At 61.3% G+C, this 18783-nt stretch carries 19 protein-coding genes and 2 pseudogenes; 18 read left to right on the forward strand and 3 right to left on the reverse strand.

Annotated elements, in window-relative coordinates; translation table 11 throughout:
- Position 1: 1 nt before the first annotated feature.
- From phaC (N4Q37_RS16890) to N4Q37_RS16905, 4 genes are all read left to right on the forward strand, one after another.
- Positions 2-1681: a class II poly(R)-hydroxyalkanoic acid synthase gene (phaC, locus tag N4Q37_RS16890; protein ID WP_260959625.1), complete on the forward strand. Its 1680-nt coding sequence runs from the start codon at positions 2-4 to the stop codon at positions 1679-1681.
- A 91-nt stretch (positions 1682-1772) separates the two neighbouring features.
- On the forward strand, positions 1773-2630 hold the full coding sequence (phaZ, locus tag N4Q37_RS16895) for a poly(3-hydroxyalkanoate) depolymerase (protein WP_260959627.1): 858 nt from the start codon (positions 1773-1775) through the stop codon (positions 2628-2630).
- Between the two features lie 111 nt (positions 2631-2741).
- Positions 2742-4424 carry a class II poly(R)-hydroxyalkanoic acid synthase gene (phaC, locus tag N4Q37_RS16900; protein WP_260959629.1) on the forward strand — a complete coding sequence of 561 codons (1683 nt, stop codon included), beginning with the start codon at positions 2742-2744 and terminating at the stop codon, positions 4422-4424.
- 27 nt (positions 4425-4451) lie between these two features.
- A complete protein-coding gene (locus N4Q37_RS16905) occupies positions 4452-5072 on the forward strand; it encodes a TetR/AcrR family transcriptional regulator (RefSeq protein WP_260959631.1) in 621 nt (206 codons plus the stop codon).
- An 83-nt stretch (positions 5073-5155) separates the two neighbouring features.
- Here the strand turns inward: N4Q37_RS16905 and N4Q37_RS16910 are convergent, their stop codons facing one another.
- From N4Q37_RS16910 to N4Q37_RS16920, 3 genes are all read right to left on the reverse strand, one after another.
- Positions 5156-6031, reverse strand: coding sequence for a phasin family protein (locus N4Q37_RS16910; protein ID WP_260959701.1), 876 nt, complete (start codon positions 6029-6031; stop codon positions 5156-5158).
- Positions 6032-6041: 10 nt separating this feature from the next.
- Positions 6042-6464, reverse strand: coding sequence for a phasin family protein (locus tag N4Q37_RS16915; protein ID WP_260959633.1), 423 nt, complete (start codon positions 6462-6464; stop codon positions 6042-6044).
- Positions 6465-6657: 193 nt separating this feature from the next.
- A complete protein-coding gene (locus tag N4Q37_RS16920; RefSeq protein ID WP_260959635.1) occupies positions 6658-6933 on the reverse strand; it encodes a polyhydroxyalkanoic acid system family protein in 276 nt (91 codons plus the stop codon).
- A 155-nt stretch (positions 6934-7088) separates the two neighbouring features.
- Between N4Q37_RS16920 and ubiE the strand changes: the two genes are divergently transcribed.
- The 14 genes and pseudogenes from ubiE (at position 7089) to N4Q37_RS16985 (ending at position 18453) form a co-directional block, all read left to right on the forward strand.
- A complete protein-coding gene (gene ubiE, locus N4Q37_RS16925; protein ID WP_260959636.1) occupies positions 7089-7859 on the forward strand; it encodes a bifunctional demethylmenaquinone methyltransferase/2-methoxy-6-polyprenyl-1,4-benzoquinol methylase UbiE in 771 nt (256 codons plus the stop codon).
- Positions 7859-8483, forward strand: a pseudogene (locus N4Q37_RS16930) (ubiquinone biosynthesis accessory factor UbiJ). Before ubiE ends, N4Q37_RS16930 begins: the two are co-directional and overlap by 1 nt.
- Positions 8480-10084: a ubiquinone biosynthesis regulatory protein kinase UbiB gene (gene ubiB / locus N4Q37_RS16935; RefSeq protein WP_260959647.1), complete on the forward strand. Its 1605-nt coding sequence runs from the start codon at positions 8480-8482 to the stop codon at positions 10082-10084. Before N4Q37_RS16930 ends, ubiB begins: the two are co-directional and overlap by 4 nt.
- An 81-nt stretch (positions 10085-10165) precedes the next feature.
- The gene (hisI, locus tag N4Q37_RS16940; RefSeq protein ID WP_003196931.1) at positions 10166-10564 is read left to right on the forward strand and encodes a phosphoribosyl-AMP cyclohydrolase; all 399 of its coding nucleotides are present in this window, start codon (positions 10166-10168) and stop codon (positions 10562-10564) included.
- On the forward strand, positions 10557-10889 hold the full coding sequence (locus N4Q37_RS16945; protein ID WP_260959650.1) for a phosphoribosyl-ATP diphosphatase: 333 nt from the start codon (positions 10557-10559) through the stop codon (positions 10887-10889). The genes hisI and N4Q37_RS16945 overlap by 8 nt, the downstream gene beginning before the upstream one ends.
- A gap of 23 nt (positions 10890-10912) precedes the next feature.
- On the forward strand, positions 10913-11182 hold the full coding sequence (locus tag N4Q37_RS16950) for a twin-arginine translocase TatA/TatE family subunit (protein ID WP_260959652.1): 270 nt from the start codon (positions 10913-10915) through the stop codon (positions 11180-11182).
- Between the two features lie 10 nt (positions 11183-11192).
- Positions 11193-11609 carry a Sec-independent protein translocase protein TatB gene (gene tatB / locus N4Q37_RS16955; protein WP_260959654.1) on the forward strand — a complete coding sequence of 139 codons (417 nt, stop codon included), beginning with the start codon at positions 11193-11195 and terminating at the stop codon, positions 11607-11609.
- Positions 11606-12400: a twin-arginine translocase subunit TatC gene (gene tatC / locus N4Q37_RS16960; protein WP_260959655.1), complete on the forward strand. Its 795-nt coding sequence runs from the start codon at positions 11606-11608 to the stop codon at positions 12398-12400. Before tatB ends, tatC begins: the two co-directional genes overlap by 4 nt.
- Complete coding sequence (locus N4Q37_RS16965; protein WP_260959656.1) at positions 12397-13104, forward strand: 16S rRNA (uracil(1498)-N(3))-methyltransferase; 708 nt, start codon at positions 12397-12399, stop codon at positions 13102-13104. Before tatC ends, N4Q37_RS16965 begins: the two co-directional genes overlap by 4 nt.
- 132 nt (positions 13105-13236) lie before the next feature.
- Entirely contained in the window at positions 13237-15153 is a 1917-nt protein-coding gene (locus tag N4Q37_RS16970; RefSeq protein WP_260959658.1) for a methyl-accepting chemotaxis protein, read from the forward strand.
- Positions 15154-15358: 205 nt separating this feature from the next.
- Positions 15359-16339, forward strand: a pseudogene (locus N4Q37_RS27900) (methyl-accepting chemotaxis protein); the annotation flags it as partial.
- A 141-nt stretch (positions 16340-16480) separates the two neighbouring features.
- A complete protein-coding gene (locus tag N4Q37_RS27905; RefSeq protein ID WP_390897937.1) occupies positions 16481-17194 on the forward strand; it encodes a methyl-accepting chemotaxis protein in 714 nt (237 codons plus the stop codon).
- Between the two features lie 226 nt (positions 17195-17420).
- Positions 17421-17561 carry a hypothetical protein gene (locus tag N4Q37_RS16980; RefSeq protein ID WP_260959675.1) on the forward strand — a complete coding sequence of 47 codons (141 nt, stop codon included), beginning with the start codon at positions 17421-17423 and terminating at the stop codon, positions 17559-17561.
- Between the two features lie 550 nt (positions 17562-18111).
- Positions 18112-18453, forward strand: a complete 342-nt coding sequence (locus tag N4Q37_RS16985; protein ID WP_260959679.1) for a DUF6124 family protein — start codon at positions 18112-18114, stop codon at positions 18451-18453.
- Positions 18454-18783 lie beyond the last annotated feature (330 nt).

Consider the following 18783-nt stretch of genomic DNA (forward strand, 5'->3'; position numbering starts at 1 on the left):
GATGAGCAACAAGAACCACGATGACCTGAAGTACCAAGCCTCGGAAAATACCCTGGGGTTGAATCCCGTCGTCGGCTTGCGCCGCAAAGACCTGCTGGCCTCAGCCCGAATGGTGCTGACCCAGACCATCAAGCAACCGCTGCACAGCGTCAAGCATGTCGCCCAGTTCGGCGCCGAACTCAGGAAAGTCCTGTTCGGCAAATCCGAGCTGCAACCTGCCGGCGACGACCGTCGCTTCAACGACCCGGCCTGGAGCCAGAACCCGCTCTACAAACGCTACATGCAAACCTACCTGGCATGGCGCAAGGAGTTGCACGACTGGATCGGTGACAGCAACCTGTCACCCCAGGACATCAGTCGCGGCCACTTCGTGATCAACCTGATGACCGAGGCCCTGGCGCCGACCAACTCGATGGCCAACCCGGCGGCGGTCAAGCGCTTCTTCGAAACCGGCGGCAAGAGCCTGCTGGACGGCCTGTCCCACCTGGCCAAGGACCTGGTGAACAACGGCGGGATGCCCAGCCAGGTCGACATGGGCGCGTTCGAGGTCGGCAAGAGCCTGGGCGTGACCGAAGGGGCCGTGGTGTTTCGCAACGACGTGCTGGAACTGATCCAGTATCGCCCGATCACCGAGCAGGTCCACGAACGCCCCCTGCTGGTGGTGCCGCCGCAGATCAACAAGTTCTACGTATTCGACCTGAGCCCGGACAAGAGCCTGGCGCGCTTCTGCCTGCGCAGCAACGTGCAGACCTTCATCATCAGTTGGCGCAACCCCACCAAGGAACAGCGCGAATGGGGCCTGTCGACTTACATCGAGGCGCTCAAGGAAGCGGTGGACGTGGTCATGGCCATCACTGGCAGCAAGGATGTGAACATGCTCGGCGCCTGCTCGGGCGGCATCACCTGCACCGCACTGCTGGGACATTACGCCGCCCAGGGCGAGAAGAAGGTCAACGCCCTGACCTTGCTGGTCAGCGTGCTCGACACCACCCTGGACACCGACGTCGCCCTGTTCGTCGATGAGCAGACCCTGGAGGCCGCCAAGCGCCACTCCTACCAGGCCGGCGTACTCGAAGGCCGCGACATGGCCAAGGTCTTCGCCTGGATGCGTCCTAACGACCTGATCTGGAACTACTGGGTCAACAACTACCTGCTGGGCAACGAACCGCCGATATTCGACATCCTGTTCTGGAACAATGACACCACTCGGTTGCCGGCGACGTTCCACGGTGACCTCATCGAGATGTTCAAGAACAATCCACTGACGCGACCCAACGCACTGGAAGTGTGCGGCACGCCAATCGACCTCAAGCAAGTCACCGCCGATATCTTTGCCCTGGCCGGCACCAATGACCACATCACCCCGTGGAAGTCCTGCTACAAATCCGCGCAATTGTTCGGCGGCAAGGTGGAGTTCGTGCTGTCGAGCAGCGGTCATATCCAGAGCATCCTCAACCCGCCGGGCAACCCCAAGTCACGCTACATGACCAGCGACGACCTGCCGACCAAGGCCGAGGATTGGCAGGAGAACTCCACCAAGCACACCGACTCCTGGTGGTTGCATTGGCAGGCCTGGCAGACCGAGCGCTCGGGCAAACTGAAAAAAGCCCCCACGGTGCTGGGCAACAAAAGCTATCCGGCCGGCGAGGCATCACCCGGCACGTATGTGCATGAAAGATAGCCGCAAGCCTCAAGCGGCAAGCTTCAAGATGCCTGACTGGCGGCTTGTAGCTTGTAGCTTGAAACTTCCATTCTCCTTTAGAGCTTGAAGCATGCCGCAACCGTACATCTTCCGTACCGTCGATCTGGATGGCCAGACCTTGCGCACTGCGGTACGTCCCGGCAAGCCTCACTTGACGCCTCTGCTGATTTTCAACGGCATCGGCGCCAACCTCGAACTGGTGTTCCCGTTCATCGAGGCCCTGGACCCGGACCTGGAAGTCATCGCGTTCGATGTCCCTGGCGTGGGCGGCTCGTCGACACCCACCCGGCCGTATCGGTTTCCCGGCCTGGCCAAGCTCACCGCACGGATGCTCGATTACCTCGATTACGGGCAGGTCAACGTGATCGGCGTGTCCTGGGGCGGCGCCCTGGCCCAGCAATTCGCCTACGACTACCCGGAACGCTGCAAGAAACTGGTGCTGGCGGCCACCGCCGCCGGGGCCGTGATGGTGCCGGGCAAACCGAAAGTCCTGTGGATGATGGCAAGCCCCAGGCGCTACGTTCAGCCCTCCCACGTGATGCGCATCGCGCCGCTGATCTACGGCGGCTCGTTCCGTCGCGACCCGGGGCTGGCGGCCAGCCACGCGGCCAAGGTCCGTTCGGCCGGCAAGCTCGGCTATTACTGGCAACTGTTCGCGGGCCTGGGCTGGACCAGCATCCACTGGCTGCACAAGATCCACCAGCCGACGCTGATCCTGGCCGGCGATGACGACCCGCTGATCCCGTTGATCAACATGCGCATGCTTGCCTGGCGCATCCCCAATGCCCAGTTGCACATCATCGATGACGGCCACCTGTTCCTCATTACCCGGGCCGAGGCCGTGGCGCCGATCATCATGAAATTCCTGGGGGAGGAACGTCAGCGCGCCGTGATGCACCCGCATCCGTCGCCGCTGAAGGGCGGCTGACACCGCCGATTGCGCCTGGCAGGACGCCGGATCGCGCAACGCTCCGAAACAGCGACTATGTTGTCTGGTTCGGTGTGTTTGTTTTTAGCCTGATGATGAAGGAGTTGACTCATGCGCGACAAACCGGCGAAGGCCACCACGCCCGTCCCCGCCAGCTTCATCAACGCACAGAGCGCGGTCACCGGCCTGCGGGGCCGCGACCTGTTGGCCACTTTGCGCAACGTCGCCGCTCATGGCCTGCGCAACCCGGTGCACACAGCCCGGCACGCGTTGAAGCTGGGCAACCAGTTGGGGCGCATATTGCTGGGAGAAACCCTGCACCCCGCCAACCCCAACGACAAGCGCTTCACTGACCCCACCTGGGAACTCAACCCCTTCTATCGCCGCAGCCTGCAGGCTTACCTGAGCTGGCAAAACCAGGTGAAGAGCTGGATCGACGAATGCGGCATGAGTCCGGATGACCAGGCCCGCGCCCACTTCGCCTTCGCCTTGCTCAACGACGCCGTCTCGCCATCCAATACCCTGCTCAACCCGCTGGCGGTCAAGGAGCTGTTCAACTCCGGCGGTACCAGCCTGATTCGCGGCATCAGCCACCTGATGGACGATCTGCTGCACAACGATGGCTTGCCACGACAAGTGACGCCCCACGCCTTCGAAGTGGGCAAGACCCTGGCAACCACACCCGGCGCGGTGGTGTTTCGCAACGATCTGCTGGAGCTGATCCAGTACAAACCCATGAGCGAAAAACAGTACGCCAAGCCCTTGCTGATCGTGCCGCCACAAATCAACAAGTTCTACATCTTCGACCTGAGCCCTTCCAACAGCTTCGTCCAGTACGCTCTGAAAAACGGCCTGCAGGTCTTCATCATCAGTTGGCGCAACCCCGACGTGCGTCATCGCGAGTGGGGCCTGTCCAGCTACGTCGAGGCGACCGAAGCGGCCATGAACGTCTGCCGGTCGATCACCGGTGCCCGCGAGGTCAGCCTGATGGGCGCTTGCGCTGGCGGCATCACCATCGCTGCGCTGCAAGGCCACCTGCAAGCCAAGCGCCAACAGCGCCGGGTCGCCAGTGCCACGTACATGGTCAGCCTGCTGGACAGCCAGATCGACAGCCCGGCCACACTGTTCATCGACGAACAAACCCTCGAAGCCGCCAAACGCCGCTCCTATCAGAAAGGCATTCTCGACGGTCGCGACATGGCCCGGGTATTCGCCTGGATGCGGCCCAACGACCTGATCTGGACCTACTTCGTTAATAACTACCTGCTCGGCAAGGAGCCACCGGCCTTCGACATCCTCTACTGGAACAACGACTGCACGCGGCTACCGGCGGCGTATCACGGCGATCTGCTGGAGTTCTTCAAGCACAACCCGCTGGCCCACCCGGGTGGCCTGGAGGTGTGCGGCACGCCCATCGACCTGCAGAAAGTCACGGTGGACAGCTTCAGCGTGGCGGGTATCAACGACCACATCACCCCGTGGGACGCGGTGTATCGCTCGACGCTGCTGCTGGGAGGCGAACGACGCTTCGTGCTGTCCAACAGTGGCCACGTGCAGAGTATCCTCAACCCACCGGGTAACCCGAAGGCTAACTACATCGAAAGCTCGAAACTGAGCAGCGACCCGCGGGCCTGGTACTACGACGCCAAGCACGTCGATGGCAGTTGGTGGCCTCAGTGGCTGGGCTGGATCCAGGAGCGCTCCGGCACCCAACGCGAAACCCGGATGAGCCTGGGCAACGCGAATTATCCACCCATGGAAGCGGCGCCCGGGACCTATGTTCGTGTGCGCTGAGTACGACTCCATCATTAAGAAGACCGGATGAAAACCCGCGACCGTATCCTTGAATGTGCCCTGCAATTATTCAACGAGAAGGGCGAGCCGAACGTTTCTACCTTGGAAGTTGCCAACGAAATGGGCATCAGCCCCGGCAATCTCTATTACCACTTCCATGGCAAGGAACCCCTGGTCCTCGGTCTTTTCGAGCGATTCCAGGCCGAGCTGGCGCCGTTGCTGGACCCGCCCGCCGACGCGCAGCTGGCTCCGGAGGACTACTGGCTGTTCCTGCACTTGATTGTCGAGCGCCTGGCCCAGTACCGTTTTCTGTTCCAGGACCTGTCGAACCTGGCCGGGCGCCTGCCGAAACTGGCCAAGGGTATCCGCCAGTTGCTCAACGCCCTGAAACGAACCCTGGCGTCATTGCTGGCCCAGCTCAAGGCCCAGCAATTGCTGATCAGCGACACCCAGGCATTGGGCCAATTGGTGGAACAAATCACCATGACCTTGCTGTTCTCGCTGGACTACCAACGGATCCTGGATCGCGAGGGTGACATTCGGCTGGTGGTCTACCAAATCATGATGCTGGTGGCGCCGCACCTACCGCCGTCGATCAAGAGCGCCACCGAGCGATTGGCGCTGCGGTATCTGGAAGAGCAAGAATAATGAACCCACACCCATCCCATTAGTGGAGCGAGCATAAAAAACGCCCGACCTTCACAGGCCGGGCGTTTTTTGTGCCCTGACGATCAGGACTGGGTGGTAGGCGTCGATGGGGCCGGCGTTGGAGCCGGCGTGACGACTGGGGTCGGAGCCGAGACAGAGTTCGCCGTACTCGCCACCGGGGTGGCTGGTTTGGCGGCTGCGGTTGGTGCCTTCGGTGTAGCGGCTTTAGGGGCGGCCGGCTTTTTCACGGCCGGTTTTTTCGCCGCTGCGGGTTTCGCCGCGACCTTGGCGGCTGGCTTGGCCGCTGCGGTCTTGGCCGCAGGTTTGGCTGCCGATTTGGCAGCTGGCTTGGCCGCCGTTTTCGCCGCTACCGGTTTGGCGGCTGCCTTGGCGGCAGGCTTGGCCGCTGCGGTTTTAGCCGCAGGCTTGGCCGCCGCCTTTGCCGCCGGTTTGGCGACGGTTTTTGCCGCAGCCTTGACCAAGGGCTTGGCCGCGGTCTTGGCGGCCGGTTTGGCCGCTGCGGTCTTGGTCGCCACCGGCGTGACCTTGGCTCCGGTGAGTTTTTCGATCTGCTTGGTCAGGGTGTCAACCTTGCTGTGCAGTGCCTTGACTTCATTACGGCTCGGCACGCCCAGGCGTGAGATCGCACTGTTCAGGCGCTTGTCGAAAGCCCCTTCCAGCTCATCCCATTTGCCCAGTGCCCGCTCTTTCACACCGCTGATGCGCGACTTGGCGGACTCGGCAGAACCCTTGGCCGCATCGACTTGTTTGCTAACCGCCGTCTTGGTGAGTTTTTCGGCCTTCTCGCCGTCCTTAACCAGGGACTCGAAGAGCTTGCTGCCGTCAGTATCGATCTTCGAGTACACGCCTAAACCAGCCAGCCAGATTTTGCGGGAATATTTTTCAATCTTCCCGGCCCACGAGCTGCCTTCTTTTTCGGTGATTTTTTTGCCAGCCATCCCGTTCTCCTTAATGTTTACGCGCGACACGTTCAAGCAATGCTGTCAGCTCATCGAGCTTAGCAGAGAGTGCCTCAACGTCATGTTTAGACGGAATGCCGATACGATTCAAGGTACTTGCCACACGTGCATCGAACACCTTCTCGACTTTATCGAGCTGCACTTCAACCCGTGCCTTGAAAGTACTGACGTCACTCTTGGCTTCAATCAATTCGCTGTTGGCCGCTTCAAGTTTCCCGGCAATTTTCTTTTTGCCTTTGCTTTCAATAACTTCGCCAGCCTTGACCAACTCCTGGAAGTACTCGCTGCCTTCCTGGCCAACCTTGGTGTAGGCGCCCAGGCCAGCCAGCCAGATCTTGCGCGCGTACGTTTTCACGTCGCTGAGCGTGGAAGATTCAACGTTGGTTTTTTTCTTCAGAATAACTTTGGCCATGGTGCACCTCACTGGAAGACAGGTTTGAGGAACTGCCCGCACACGGACGGGCTCAGGCACAAAGTAGTGAGAATAATTAGAAAGGGCACCCTAACAACTGAAAAGGTGATGGCGCTCTCCTGTGAGAGCAAACTCGCTCCCTCAGGAGTGGGTGGTGAACTTTGACGCTGTGTTCGCCACCCTTTTCAATCAATCAAGCCAACGCTTTATCCAGCGCCTTTTCGATTTCGCTCTTGATCGTGCCGCTCATGGCCGACATCAGCATGCCCAGTTCTACATCGACGCGAATCGAGTCCTCGCCCACATGCACTTCACCCTTGACCCCGGAACGCGTGAGTTTCAGGGTGTCACCCGACCACTGTGGCTCCAGGCCATAGCTGTCGGACAACTTCTGCGCCAACTTGTCGGCCTTCGCGCGGGCCGCTTCCTTGCCCAGGCCATGGGCGCGTTCAACAGTAATACGGGCCATCGGTTGACTCCTGTTTCATCGAGACTTGCCCGGACGTTTCAAACACAGGCTGCGTCAAAACGTCCCGGCGGTAGCCCATCTTACCTGCAGCCTTGCCAAGACAAAGCCCTCCACCGGGATTAGAATGTCCCGCATTCTTTTTTGGTGACCGCGATATGACTGACCAGCGCAAAGGCAGCGATGCCGAACCCACCACTCACTTCGGCTTCAAGAACGTGCCGGAAAGCCAGAAAGCGGAAAGAGTCGCTGAGGTTTTCCACTCGGTGGCCGCCAAGTATGACTTGATGAATGACCTGCTCTCGGGCGGCATGCATCGCTTGTGGAAACGTTTCGCGATCGAACTGTCGGGCGTGCGCAGCGGCAATCGCGTGCTGGACATCGCGGGCGGCACGGGCGACCTGACGAAAAAGTTCTCCCACATCGTCGGGCCAACCGGCCAGGTGGTGTTGGCCGACATCAACGAGTCCATGCTCAAGGTCGGTCGCGACCGCCTGCTGGACCTGGGTGTGGCCGGCAACGTCGAGTTCGTCCAGGCCGACGCCGAGAAACTGCCATTCCCCGATAACCATTTCGATTGCGTGACCATCGCCTTCGGCTTGCGCAACGTCACCCACAAGGAAGACGCCCTGCGCTCGATGCTGCGCGTGCTCAAGCCCGGTGGCCGCCTGCTGGTGCTGGAGTTCTCCAAGCCGACCAACGCCCTGATGTCCAAGGCCTATGACGCCTACTCGTTCGCGTTCATGCCATTGATGGGCAAGCTGATCACCAATGACGCGGAAAGCTATCGCTACCTGGCTGAATCGATCCGTATGCACCCCGACCAGGAAACCCTGAAGTCGATGATGGTCGAGGCCGGTTTCGACCGCGTGACCTACCACAACATGACGTCGGGCATCGTCGCCCTGCACCGCGGTATCAAGCCCTGATGCTGTTCACCGGCCTGCTCGCCAGTGTCGAGCTCGGCATCAACCGGGTGCTGCGCCTGGACAGTACGGCGCTGGCGCGCCTGGCGCACTTGAGCGGCAAGGTGATCGCAGTGGACTGCCGCGGCCCGGCATTGCAGCTGTTCATCCTGCCCAGTGACGAAGGCCTGATGCTCGCCGCGCACTGGGAGGCCGAGGCCGATTGCACGTTGCGCGCTCCGGCGGCGAGCTTGCTGAGCCTGGCCCTGGGCAAGGACAAGACGGCGGTGCTGCACAGCCCCGAGGTGGAACTCGACGGTGACAGCGGTGTGCTGCTGGAACTGGCGGCAATCCTCCAGGACCTGGAACTGGACTGGGAATATGAAGTGTCCCGCTGGATCGGTCCGGTGGCCACCCAGTTGCTCAGCGGCCATTTGCGTAGCCGCAGCCGCTGGTATCGCCAGGGCTTTACCACCCTGGCACAGAACCTGAGTGAATACCTGGCCGAGGAATCGCGTGCCCTCGTAGGACAACGCGAAGCCCAGGCCCGCTTTAATGAACTGGATCAGGTCAAGCTTGACCTGGAACGACTCGAGGCGCGTTTCGAGCGCCTTTCCCGACCCCTTGAACCCAAGCGATAACGCATGAAGCTGCTTGCCGTCCGCCGTTTGTTGCGCATCCAGCGCGTCGTGATCCGTTACCGCCTCGATGACCTGCTGTTCGCCCTGCCGTTGCCCTGGTTTCTCCTGGCGTTGCGCTTCGTGCTGCCGTGGCGCTGGTTTCCCCGGCGGACGCTGGACCTGAGTCGCGGCGCACGCCTGCGCCTGGCCTTGCAGGACCTGGGACCGATTTTCATCAAGTTCGGGCAGATCCTCTCGACCCGCCGCGACCTGTTGCCCGAAGACATCGCCGACGAACTGATGCTGCTGCAAGACCGTGTGCCGCCGTTCGACTCCAAACTGTCGGTGGCCCTGATCGAAGAGCAGTTGGGCAAGAAAGTCAGTGAGGTTTTCAGCCGTTTCGACGTCGAGCCCCTGGCCTCGGCGTCAGTGGCCCAGGTGCACGCCGCCCAGCTCAAAAGCGGCGAAGAGGTGGTGGTCAAGGTCATCCGCCCGGGTCTCAAGCCGGTCATCGCCCAGGACCTGGCGTGGCTGTTCATCCTCGCGCGCGCCGCCGAGCGCTTGTCGGCCGATGCGCGCCTGCTGCACCCGGTGGACGTGGTCCAGGACTACGAGAAAACCATCTACGACGAACTCGACCTGTTGCGCGAAGCCGCCAACGCCAGCCAGTTGCGCCGCAACTTCGAAGGCTCGCCGATGCTGTACGTGCCGCAAGTCTACTGGGACTGGTGCCGCCCGAAAGTGCTGGTGATGGAGCGCATCTACGGCATCCAGGTGACCGACCTGGCGACCCTGGCCGACCAGCGCACCGACATGAAGATGCTCGCCGAGCGCGGCGTGGAAATCTTCTTCACCCAGGTGTTTCGCGACAGCTTCTTCCACGCCGACATGCACCCGGGCAACATCTTCGTCAGCACCGTGCAACCGTGGAGCCCGCAATACATTGCCATCGATTGCGGCATCGTCGGCAGCCTGACGCCTGAAGACCAGGATTACCTGGCCCGCAACCTCTTCGCGTTCTTCAAGCGCGACTACCGCCGCGTCGCCCAGTTGCACATCGACTCCGGCTGGGTACCGGCCGAGACCAAGCTCAACGAGTTCGAAGCAGCGATCCGCACCGTGTGCGAGCCGATCTTCGAAAAACCGTTAAAGGATATTTCCTTCGGCCAGGTGCTGATGCGCCTGTTCCAGACCGCGCGGCGCTTCAACATGGAAGTCCAGCCACAACTGGTGCTGTTGCAGAAGACCCTGCTGAACATCGAAGGCCTCGGGCGCCAGCTGTACCCGGAACTGGACCTGTGGAACACCGCCCAGCCGTTCCTCGAACGCTGGATGCGCGAACGTGTCAGCCCCAAGGCCCTGTTGGGCAACGTGCAAAGCCAGTTCGAACAGATCCCGCACCTGGCCAGCATGACCCGCGACCTGCTCGAGCGCATGTCCCACCCCCATGCCCTTGACCCTGCGCCACCGTGGAAACGTCGCCGGGACGACTGGTTCCTGCGCCTGCTCGGCGCGGCCCATCTGGGCGGCGGTGCGGTACTGGCCAGTGGCGGACCATTGAGCCAGGTGGGGCACTGGCCGGCCGGCATCATGATGGCGGTCGGTTTGTATCTGGTCGTTCGCCGATAGCCAGCACCGGTTCGCGCTGGCACACTGTTTCAACGCTGGGCCCACCGACACCAGGTGCGCGGCCCATGGTCGGAGTCAAAGATGAAAAACTGGCAAGACGAGATCAAATGGGACGCTGACGGCCTGGTGCCGGCCATCGCCCAGGACCACAAGACCGGACGCGTACTGATGATGGCCTGGATGAACCGCGAGGCGCTGGCCCTGACCGCCGCCGAGAACCGCGCCATCTATTGGTCACGTTCGCGTGGCAAGTTGTGGCGCAAAGGCGAAGAATCCGGGCATGTGCAGCATCTGCACGAAATGCGCCTGGACTGCGACGGCGATGTCATCATCCTGATGGTCGAGCAGGTCGGCGAAATCGCCTGCCACACCGGCCGCCAGAGCTGCTTCTATCGCGTCTTCGAGAACGGCGACTGGAAAACCGTCGACCCGGTGCTCAAGGACCCGCACGCCATCTATTCGGGACATACCCATGAGTGACACCCTGACCCGCCTGGCCCAGGTACTGGAAGAGCGCAAAGGCGCAGCGGCCGACACCTCGTATGTCGCCAGCCTGTATCACAAGGGCTTGAACAAGATTCTGGAAAAAGTCGGCGAAGAATCGGTCGAGACCATCATCGCCGCCAAGGACGCCGCCATCAGCGGTGACTGCAGCGACGTGATCTACGAGACCGCCGACCTGTGGTTTCACAGCCTGGTCATGCTGGCCCAATTGGGGCAGCACCCGCAGGCCGTACTGGATGAACTGGACCGTCGCTTCGGTCTGTCCGGGCACGTCGAGAAAGCCTCGCGCCCGTCCGCCTGATCAATTTTTGAGAGGAATAGCCCATGGGTATTTTTGACTGGAAACACTGGCTCGTCATCCTGGTGGTCGTGGTGCTGGTGTTCGGCACCAAGAAGCTGAAGAACCTCGGCACCGACGTCGGCGAGTCCATCAAGGGCTTTCGCAAGGCCATGAACGACGACGAAAAACCGGCCGAGCCGACAGCGGCCCCGACCCAACCGGTACAGCCCCAGGCCAGCACGCCGGTGAATGCGCCGCATACCATCGATGTGCAGGCCCAGAAAGTCGAAGAGCCGACCCGCAAAGACTCGTGAGCACTGACTAATGTTTGGGATCAGCTTCACTGAACTGCTGCTCGTCGGCCTCGTGGCCCTGCTGGTACTGGGCCCCGAGCGCCTGCCAGGCGCTGCGCGCACCGCCGGCCTGTGGATCGGGCGGCTGAAGCGCAGCTTCAATGCGATCAAACAGGAAGTTGAACGCGAGATCGGTGCCGACGAGATTCGTCGGCAACTGCACAACGAGCACATCCTGTCCCTGGAACAGGAAGCGCGCAAGATCCTCACGCCGACCCAGCAGGAACCGGCACCGTTCCAACCTGAAGCCACACCAACGGTTGCGCCGCCCGCTTCAGTGGCTGACGCCACACCTGCGGTGACGGAACCTGCCAAGGCACAGGAGCCTGCCCCGGCGGCGCCGACACCCGCCCCCAACGACACCCCACAGCCGCCGCGAGCCCCATGAGCGATATCCCCGAAAACGACCAGCCGATGCCGCTGGTATCGCACCTCACCGAGTTGCGCACCCGCCTGCTGCGTTGCGTCGCGGCGGTGTTCATCATCTTCGCCGGGCTGTTTGCCTTCACCCAGCAGATCTACACCTTCGTCTCCACGCCGCTGCGCCAGTACTTGCCGTCCGGCGCGACAATGATCGCCACCGACGTCTCATCGCCGTTCCTCACGCCGCTGAAGCTGACGATGATGGTCTCGCTGTTCCTGGCCATCCCGGTGATCCTGCACCAGGTCTGGGGCTTCATCGCGCCGGGCCTGTACAAGCATGAAAAGCGCATCGCCGCGCCGCTGCTGGTGTCCAGCATCCTGCTGTTCTACACCGGCATGGCCTTCGCCTATTTCCTGGTGTTCCCATTGATCTTCAAGTTCTTCGCCGCCGCCACCCCGGCCGGTGTCGAGATGATGACCGACATCACCAGTTACCTGGATTTCGTCATGACGCTGTTCTTCGCCTTCGGCGTGGCGTTCGAGATTCCGGTGGCGGTGGTGCTATTGGTGTGGATCGGCGTGGTCGACGTCGCATACCTGAAGAAGATCCGTCCCTACGTCATCATCGGCTGCTTCGTGGTCGGCATGATCCTGACCCCGCCGGACATCTTCTCCCAGACCCTGCTGGCCGTGCCGATGTGGATGCTGTTCGAGATCGGCATCCTGTTCGGCGGCCTGGTGCGCAAGCGTCGCGAGCAACCGGAAGACGAAGCGAGCGACGACCATAACGACCAACCACCAGCGACCCAAGCGTGAACCTGCTGCTGCTCGAAGAGGCCGACTTCATCGGGCCCGACCGGGTCGTGCTGAGTGATCGCCGCCTGACCCATATGCAGGAAGTCCACCGCAGCGCTGTCGGCGACAGCCTGCGGGTCGGACGCGTTGGCGGGCTGCTGGGCACTGCCCAGGTCGTGCGCCTGGAAGCCCGCGAGGCGGAACTGCAAGTGATCCTCGATCAGCCTGCGCCGGCCAAATTGCCAATAACGCTGGTGCTGGCCCTGCCGCGTCCGAAAATGCTCCGGCGGGTGTTCCAGACCGTCGCCACCATGGGCGTACCGCGCGTGGTGCTGGTCAATAGCTACCGCGTGGAAAAGAGCTTCTGGCAGACGCCTTTCCTGGAGCCCGAAGCCATGCGCGAGCAACTGATCCTGGGCCTGGAACAGGCTCGCGACAGCATGCTGCCGGAAATCATCATCGAAAAGCGCTTCAAGCCCTTCGTCGAGGACCGGTTGCCGGCCATAGCCCAGGACACCCTGGGCCTGATCGGCCATCCCGGTCCCTACCCACCCTGCCCTCGCGCCCTCACCGAGCCGGTGACATTGGCCATCGGCCCGGAAGGCGGCTGGATCCCCTACGAAATCGATCTGCTGGCCAAGGCCGGCTTGCAACCGGTACAACTGGGCGAGAGGATCTTGCGGGTCGAGACCGCCGTCACGGCCCTGCTTGCGCGATTGTTCTGAAGCTCTGCGGTTGAATCCCCTCGTCACAATGCAAGCAAGCTAAATATCTTCTGCTCATTTCCTATAGATCCCTCCCTGAAGGCCGATACAGCGCCGATAAAATCAAAAATCAGCGCTGCAGGGAGTATCGGCATGTTCCAGTGGTTGGCCCAGGGTCTGGGAAATGTAAGCGTCAATCGCAAACTCGGCTTCGGCTTCGGTCTCGTACTGTGCCTGACCTTGCTGATCGCCTTCACCGGCTGGAGCGGCCTGGGTAGCGTCATCAGTCGCGGCGACAAGCTGGGGTTCATTTCCGACCTCAGCGGGTTGACCAAGGACCTGCGCCTGGCGCGCATGGACTACTACAACTCGCGGGGTGAGAACGGGCCACAGGTGGTCAACGATCTGACGGGCAAGCTCGAAGCCGGGCTCAAGACCGCGCGCCAACTGATCGAACAACCGGACGACACTGCGCTGATCGACAAACAACTGGCCGCCGTCGCCGAGTACAAAAGCGCCTTCGCCGAGATGACCCGCGCCACCGCCAGCCGTGAAGATGCCCGCAGCAAACTCGGCGCCAGTGCCGACAACGCCGTGGCCCGCATTGGAGAAGTGGAAAAATCGCTGTTGCAAGGCGACAGCGTCGCCCAGTTCAACAACGTGGTGACCCTGAGCAAAGCCATCCAGCAAGCGCGTTATCAGGTCCGCGGCTACACCTACAGCGGCAAGAGCGAAGCCCAGCAACCCGCCCTTGATGCCATCGACAACGTGCTCAAGCTGCTCGCTCGCCTGCCAGAGCAGTTGCCCGAGGAACACGCCGACAACCTGCGACAGGCCAACGACTCGATGAACGCCTACCGCACAGCGGTCAGCCAGTTCCGCGATTCCCAGCTCGACACCGCCGCGGCACTCAAGCGCATGGCAGAGCAAGGCGAGGTGTTGCTCGATGCCAGCCAAAAGCTGACCGTGTCCCAGACCGCCGTGCGTGACCGCGACGCTGCCGAGGCCAAGGCCTTCCTCGTGTTGGCTGCCGCCCTTGCGCTCTTGTTCGGCATCATCTCCGCCCTGACCATCACCCGACAGATCGTCGGCCCATTGAGCCAGACCCTCAAGATCGCCGAAGGCGTGGCCGCAGGCGACCTGACGCAAAACCTCAACACCTCGCGCCGTGACGAGTTGGGCCAGTTGCAGCGGGCCATGCAGAGCATGACCGTGGGCCTGCGCCAATTGATCGGTGGCATCAGCCAAGGCGTCACGCAAATTGCCAGTGCCGCCGACCAGCTCTCGTCGGTTACCGAACAGACCCGTGCTGGCGTCAACAGCCAAAAAGTGGAAACCGACCAGGTCGCCACCGCGATGCACGAAATGACCGCCACCGTGCAGGAAGTGGCCCGCAACGCCGAGGAGGCCTCCGAAGCGGCCGTCGCCGCCGACCAGCAGGCTCGCGAAGGCGAAAAAGTAGTCGGTGAAGCCATCGCCCAGATCGAGCGCCTGGCACTGGAAGTGGGCAACTCCACTTCGGCGATGGGCGACTTGAAGCGTGAGAGCGACAAGATCGGCAGCGTACTGGATGTGATCAAGTCCGTCGCCGAGCAGACCAATCTGCTGGCCCTCAACGCGGCTATCGAAGCGGCCCGCGCGGGCGAAGCCGGGCGGGGTTTCGCGGTGGTGGCCGACGAGGTGCGCAGCCTGGCCCAGCGCACTCAAAAGTCCACCGAGGAAATCGAAGAACTGATCGTCGGCTTGCAATCGGGTACGGAGCAGGTTGCCGTCATCATGGACAACAGTCGCAACCTGACCGACAACAGCGTCGAGTTGACCCGCCGCGCCGGTGGCTCGCTGACAAACATTACCCGCACCGTTTCGGCGATCCAATCGATGAACCAACAGATCGCCGCCGCGGCCGAGCAACAAAGCTCCGTGGCCGAGGAAATCAACCGCAGCGTGCTGAACGTGCGCGACGTGTCCGAACAAACGGCCGCTTCCAGCGAAGAAACCGCCAGCTCCAGCGCCGAACTGGCGCGACTGGGCGTTCATTTGCAGACATTGGTGGGAAGGTTCAAGGTCTGACGCGCCCAGGCGAGGGCGTTGGCGCCCTCGCCTGGCAAATATAGCCACCGGTTGGCTACAGATCCCTACCACATGGTCGATACTCTCCTCATAGCGCCTATAAAAGGCTCGAAGGAGTATCAGCATGTTCAGTTGGTTAACCGAAAAGCTGGGAAACATAAGCGTCAACCGCAAACTGGGCTTCGGCTTTGGCCTGGTGCTGCTGATGACCCTCCTGAGCACCTTCGCAGGCTGGAACAGCCTGAGCAGCGTGATCAGCCGCGCCGACAAACAGGCCGCCATCGCCAACCTCAACGAATCGGCCAAGGATTTGCGGGTCGCCCGTCTCGACTATGAGATGCGTCGCGGCGAACAGGGCCCGACTGCGGTGAGCGAACTCCTGGGCAAACTTCAAGAAAGCGTGCAAGCCGCCCTAAAAAGGTTTGTACGACCGGCAGACCAAGAGCTGCTCAACCAGCAACTGGCGATCCTGGACGAGTACAAGCGCGCTTTTGCCGACATGACCCAGGCCACGCAAAACCGCGAATCGGCCCGATCCAAGCTGGGCGCCAACGCCGACAACGCCGTGGCCAAGGTGACGGAAGTCGAAAATGCCCTGCGCCAAGGCGACAGTGTTCCTCCGTTCAACAGCGTGGTGGATCTGAGCAAACTGATCCAGCAAGCGCGCTATCAGGTCCGCGGCTACACCTACAGCGGCAAGGCCGAAGCCGAGCAACCGGCGCTGGATGCCATCGATAACGTCTTGAAGAACCTCGAAGGCTTGCCGGGCAAACTGCCAGAACAGCACAGCGCCAACCTGCTGCAGGCCGGCGAATCGATGAAGGCCTACCGCGCCGCCGTCAGTCAGTTCCGCGACTCCCAAGTGGCCAGCGCCTCTGCCCTCAAGAGAATGGTCGAGCAAGACACTCGCTTGAATGAACTGAACAATCATTTGACCACCTCGCAGATCGAAAAACGCGACCAGGAGACTGTGCTAGCGAAAGAAACATTGGTCATCGTTACCGCCCTGGCATTGGCATTTGGCCTGCTGGCGGCGTGGATCATTACGCGGCAGATCGTTGCCCCCTTGCAGCAGACCCTGGTGGCCGTCGAACGTGTCGCCTCGGGCGACCTGAGCGAAAACCTGGTGGTCAGCCGTCGTGACGAAATGGGCCAACTGCAAAACAGCCTGCAACGCATGGTCATCAGCCTGCGGCAACTGATCGGCGGCATCAGCGAAGGCGTCACGCAAATCGCCAGCGCCGCCGAACAACTCTCGGCCGTCACCGAACAAACCAGCGCCGGGGTCAATAGCCAGAAATTGGAGACCGACCAGGTCGCCACTGCGATGAACGAAATGACCACCACGGTGCAAGAAGTGGCGCGCAACGCCGAGGAGGCCTCCGAAGCCGCCGTCGCCGCCGACCAGCAGGCCCGCGAGGGCGACCGGGTCGTCGGCGAAGCCATCGCCCAGATCGAGCGCCTGGCCAAGGAAGTCGGCAACTCCACCGAAGCCATGAGCCATCTCAAACGTGAAAGCGACAAGATCGGCAGCGTGCTGGATGTGATCAAATCCGTGGCCCAGCAAACCAACCTGCTGGCCCTCAACGCCGCCATCGAAGCAGCCCGCGCCGGTGAGGCCGGGCGGGGTTTCGCGGTGGTGGCCGACGAAGTCCGCAGCCTGGCCCAGCGCACCCAGAAATCCACCGAGGAAATCGAAGAACTGATCGTCGGCCTGCAATCGGGCACCGAACAGGTGGCGACCATCATGGACAACAGCCGTGGCCTGACCGACAGCAGCGTCGAACTGACCCGCCGTGCCGGGGGCTCGCTGGAGAACATCACTCGTACGGTCTCGGCGATCCAGTCGATGAACCAACAGATCGCCGCGGCAGCTGAGCAGCAGAGTGCGGTGGCTGAGGAGATCAACCGTAGCGTGCTGAATGTGCGGGATGTGTCGGAGCAGACTTCTGCGGCCAGTGAAGAGACTGCGGCTTCGAGTGCGGAACTGGCGCGGTTGGGGGTGCATTTGCAGACGTTGGTGGGGCGGTTCAGGGTTTAGGCCTGAAATCGCGCTTGATCCTGTTGGGTGGTGTTCTCGGGATGGTGTGTATATCCGTTTCTTCGGTAACGGCGGCTTAGGGTTCCGCCCTGACGGCGGCTCACTTTTTTTCAAACGCCAAAAAAAGTAAGCAAAAAAGGCTGTGCCCCACCACTGGGCACCTCGCCAAGGCTCGGTGTTCCCTCACTCCGGCATTGCTCCGTGGGCCCGCCGCGAAGGGCCATCCATGGCCCAGCGCGGCTATCCCGGCATCCATGCCGGGATGCCCACTGCGCAATGCCTGCGTTCGGCCCTTGTGGTTAATGGGGCGGCCAAGATCAAAAGCAAAAGCAAAAGCAAAAGCAAAAGCAAAAGCAAAACGGGCTGACAGCCTACCTGTTTCTCCCAGCTGTACTTGGATTCCCCTGTGGGAGCAAAGCTTGCTCGCGAAGGCGCCAGCACATCCAACACTGATGCAAGCTGAACCACCACCTTCGCGAGCAAGCCCGCACAGTTTTTGCGCCGTTCGGAAAACTGATAAACAGCCACGGTCCCCGTCTGCGGGAGCGAGTTTGATCGCGATGACGGCCTGGCAGCCGACCAATATTTGTGGGAATGGTCGGACACACTTTCTGATTCAGGCAGATTTTTCCGACGAGTTCTGGCGGTTGCCGGGTGGGAAGGGCTCTCGTTAACCTCGGGTTGTCGCTGCCAATTCAGCGACCGGGCTTGGAAACCTGACCAGTAAACAGCGCAAATGCGCTCCTCATAACGTAAGCTTGCGTCCGTTTTCGCACGATTCGTTATGGCGGCTGTGCGCGGGAGACCTTCCGGGTCTGCCGGGCTCGTTTACCCTGGTTTTCCAACCTGCGTACGGCTGCCACCCCCTCGCTTGGAAACGAACGTGGCAGCTCCAACCAGTAAACGGAATGCCGCCTATGTTCAAAGTTACTCCCAACCCACCAGAACCAGAAACCGATCCCAAGAAGCTTCAGGAAGCCACTGATCGTGCGCTCGATTACTACCTGAACCCCAAACAGACCAACCCCGAGGACGAACAGCCGTCGGGCCAGTTATTTACTGTCGTTAACGGCGTCGATACCGAGAGCATGTTGGCCAATCTCAGCGAAACCCTGGCTTCAGCGAATACCATGATCAACAACCTTGCATTCGACCTGGATGGTTCCCGGCGTCATTTTGCCCTAGGCATTCAGCAACTGATTGAGCTAGGTGGTTTGTTGACGAATCGAATGCTGGACGAACTCAATCCACAACCTTGAGCGCACCTAAAACGTGGCGAAGGAGCATGCTCCCTCGCCACGGGCAGCATTTTCCATACCGAAGTAGCCGCAACAAAAGCCCCGCTTCTTTTCAGGAGCGGGGCTTTCTTGCGGATCAGGCCAGTTGAGCTTGTACGCACCGAATCACAACCAGCGACAAGGTTGAATGTACCGGCCTCTTCGCGAGCAAGCTTTGCTCCCACAGGCGGATCCAGGTAAAGCCTGAAAGTCAGGTCGCCCGCCAGGCCGCCTCGCTCTTGCTCTTGCTCTTGCTCTTGCTCTTGCTCTTGCTCTTGCTCTTGCTCTTGCTCTTGCTCTTGCTCTTGCTCT

Origin of the sequence: Pseudomonas citri (assembly GCF_025336485.1) — a bacterium.
Classification (GTDB): Bacteria; Pseudomonadota; Gammaproteobacteria; order Pseudomonadales; family Pseudomonadaceae; genus Aquipseudomonas; species Aquipseudomonas citri.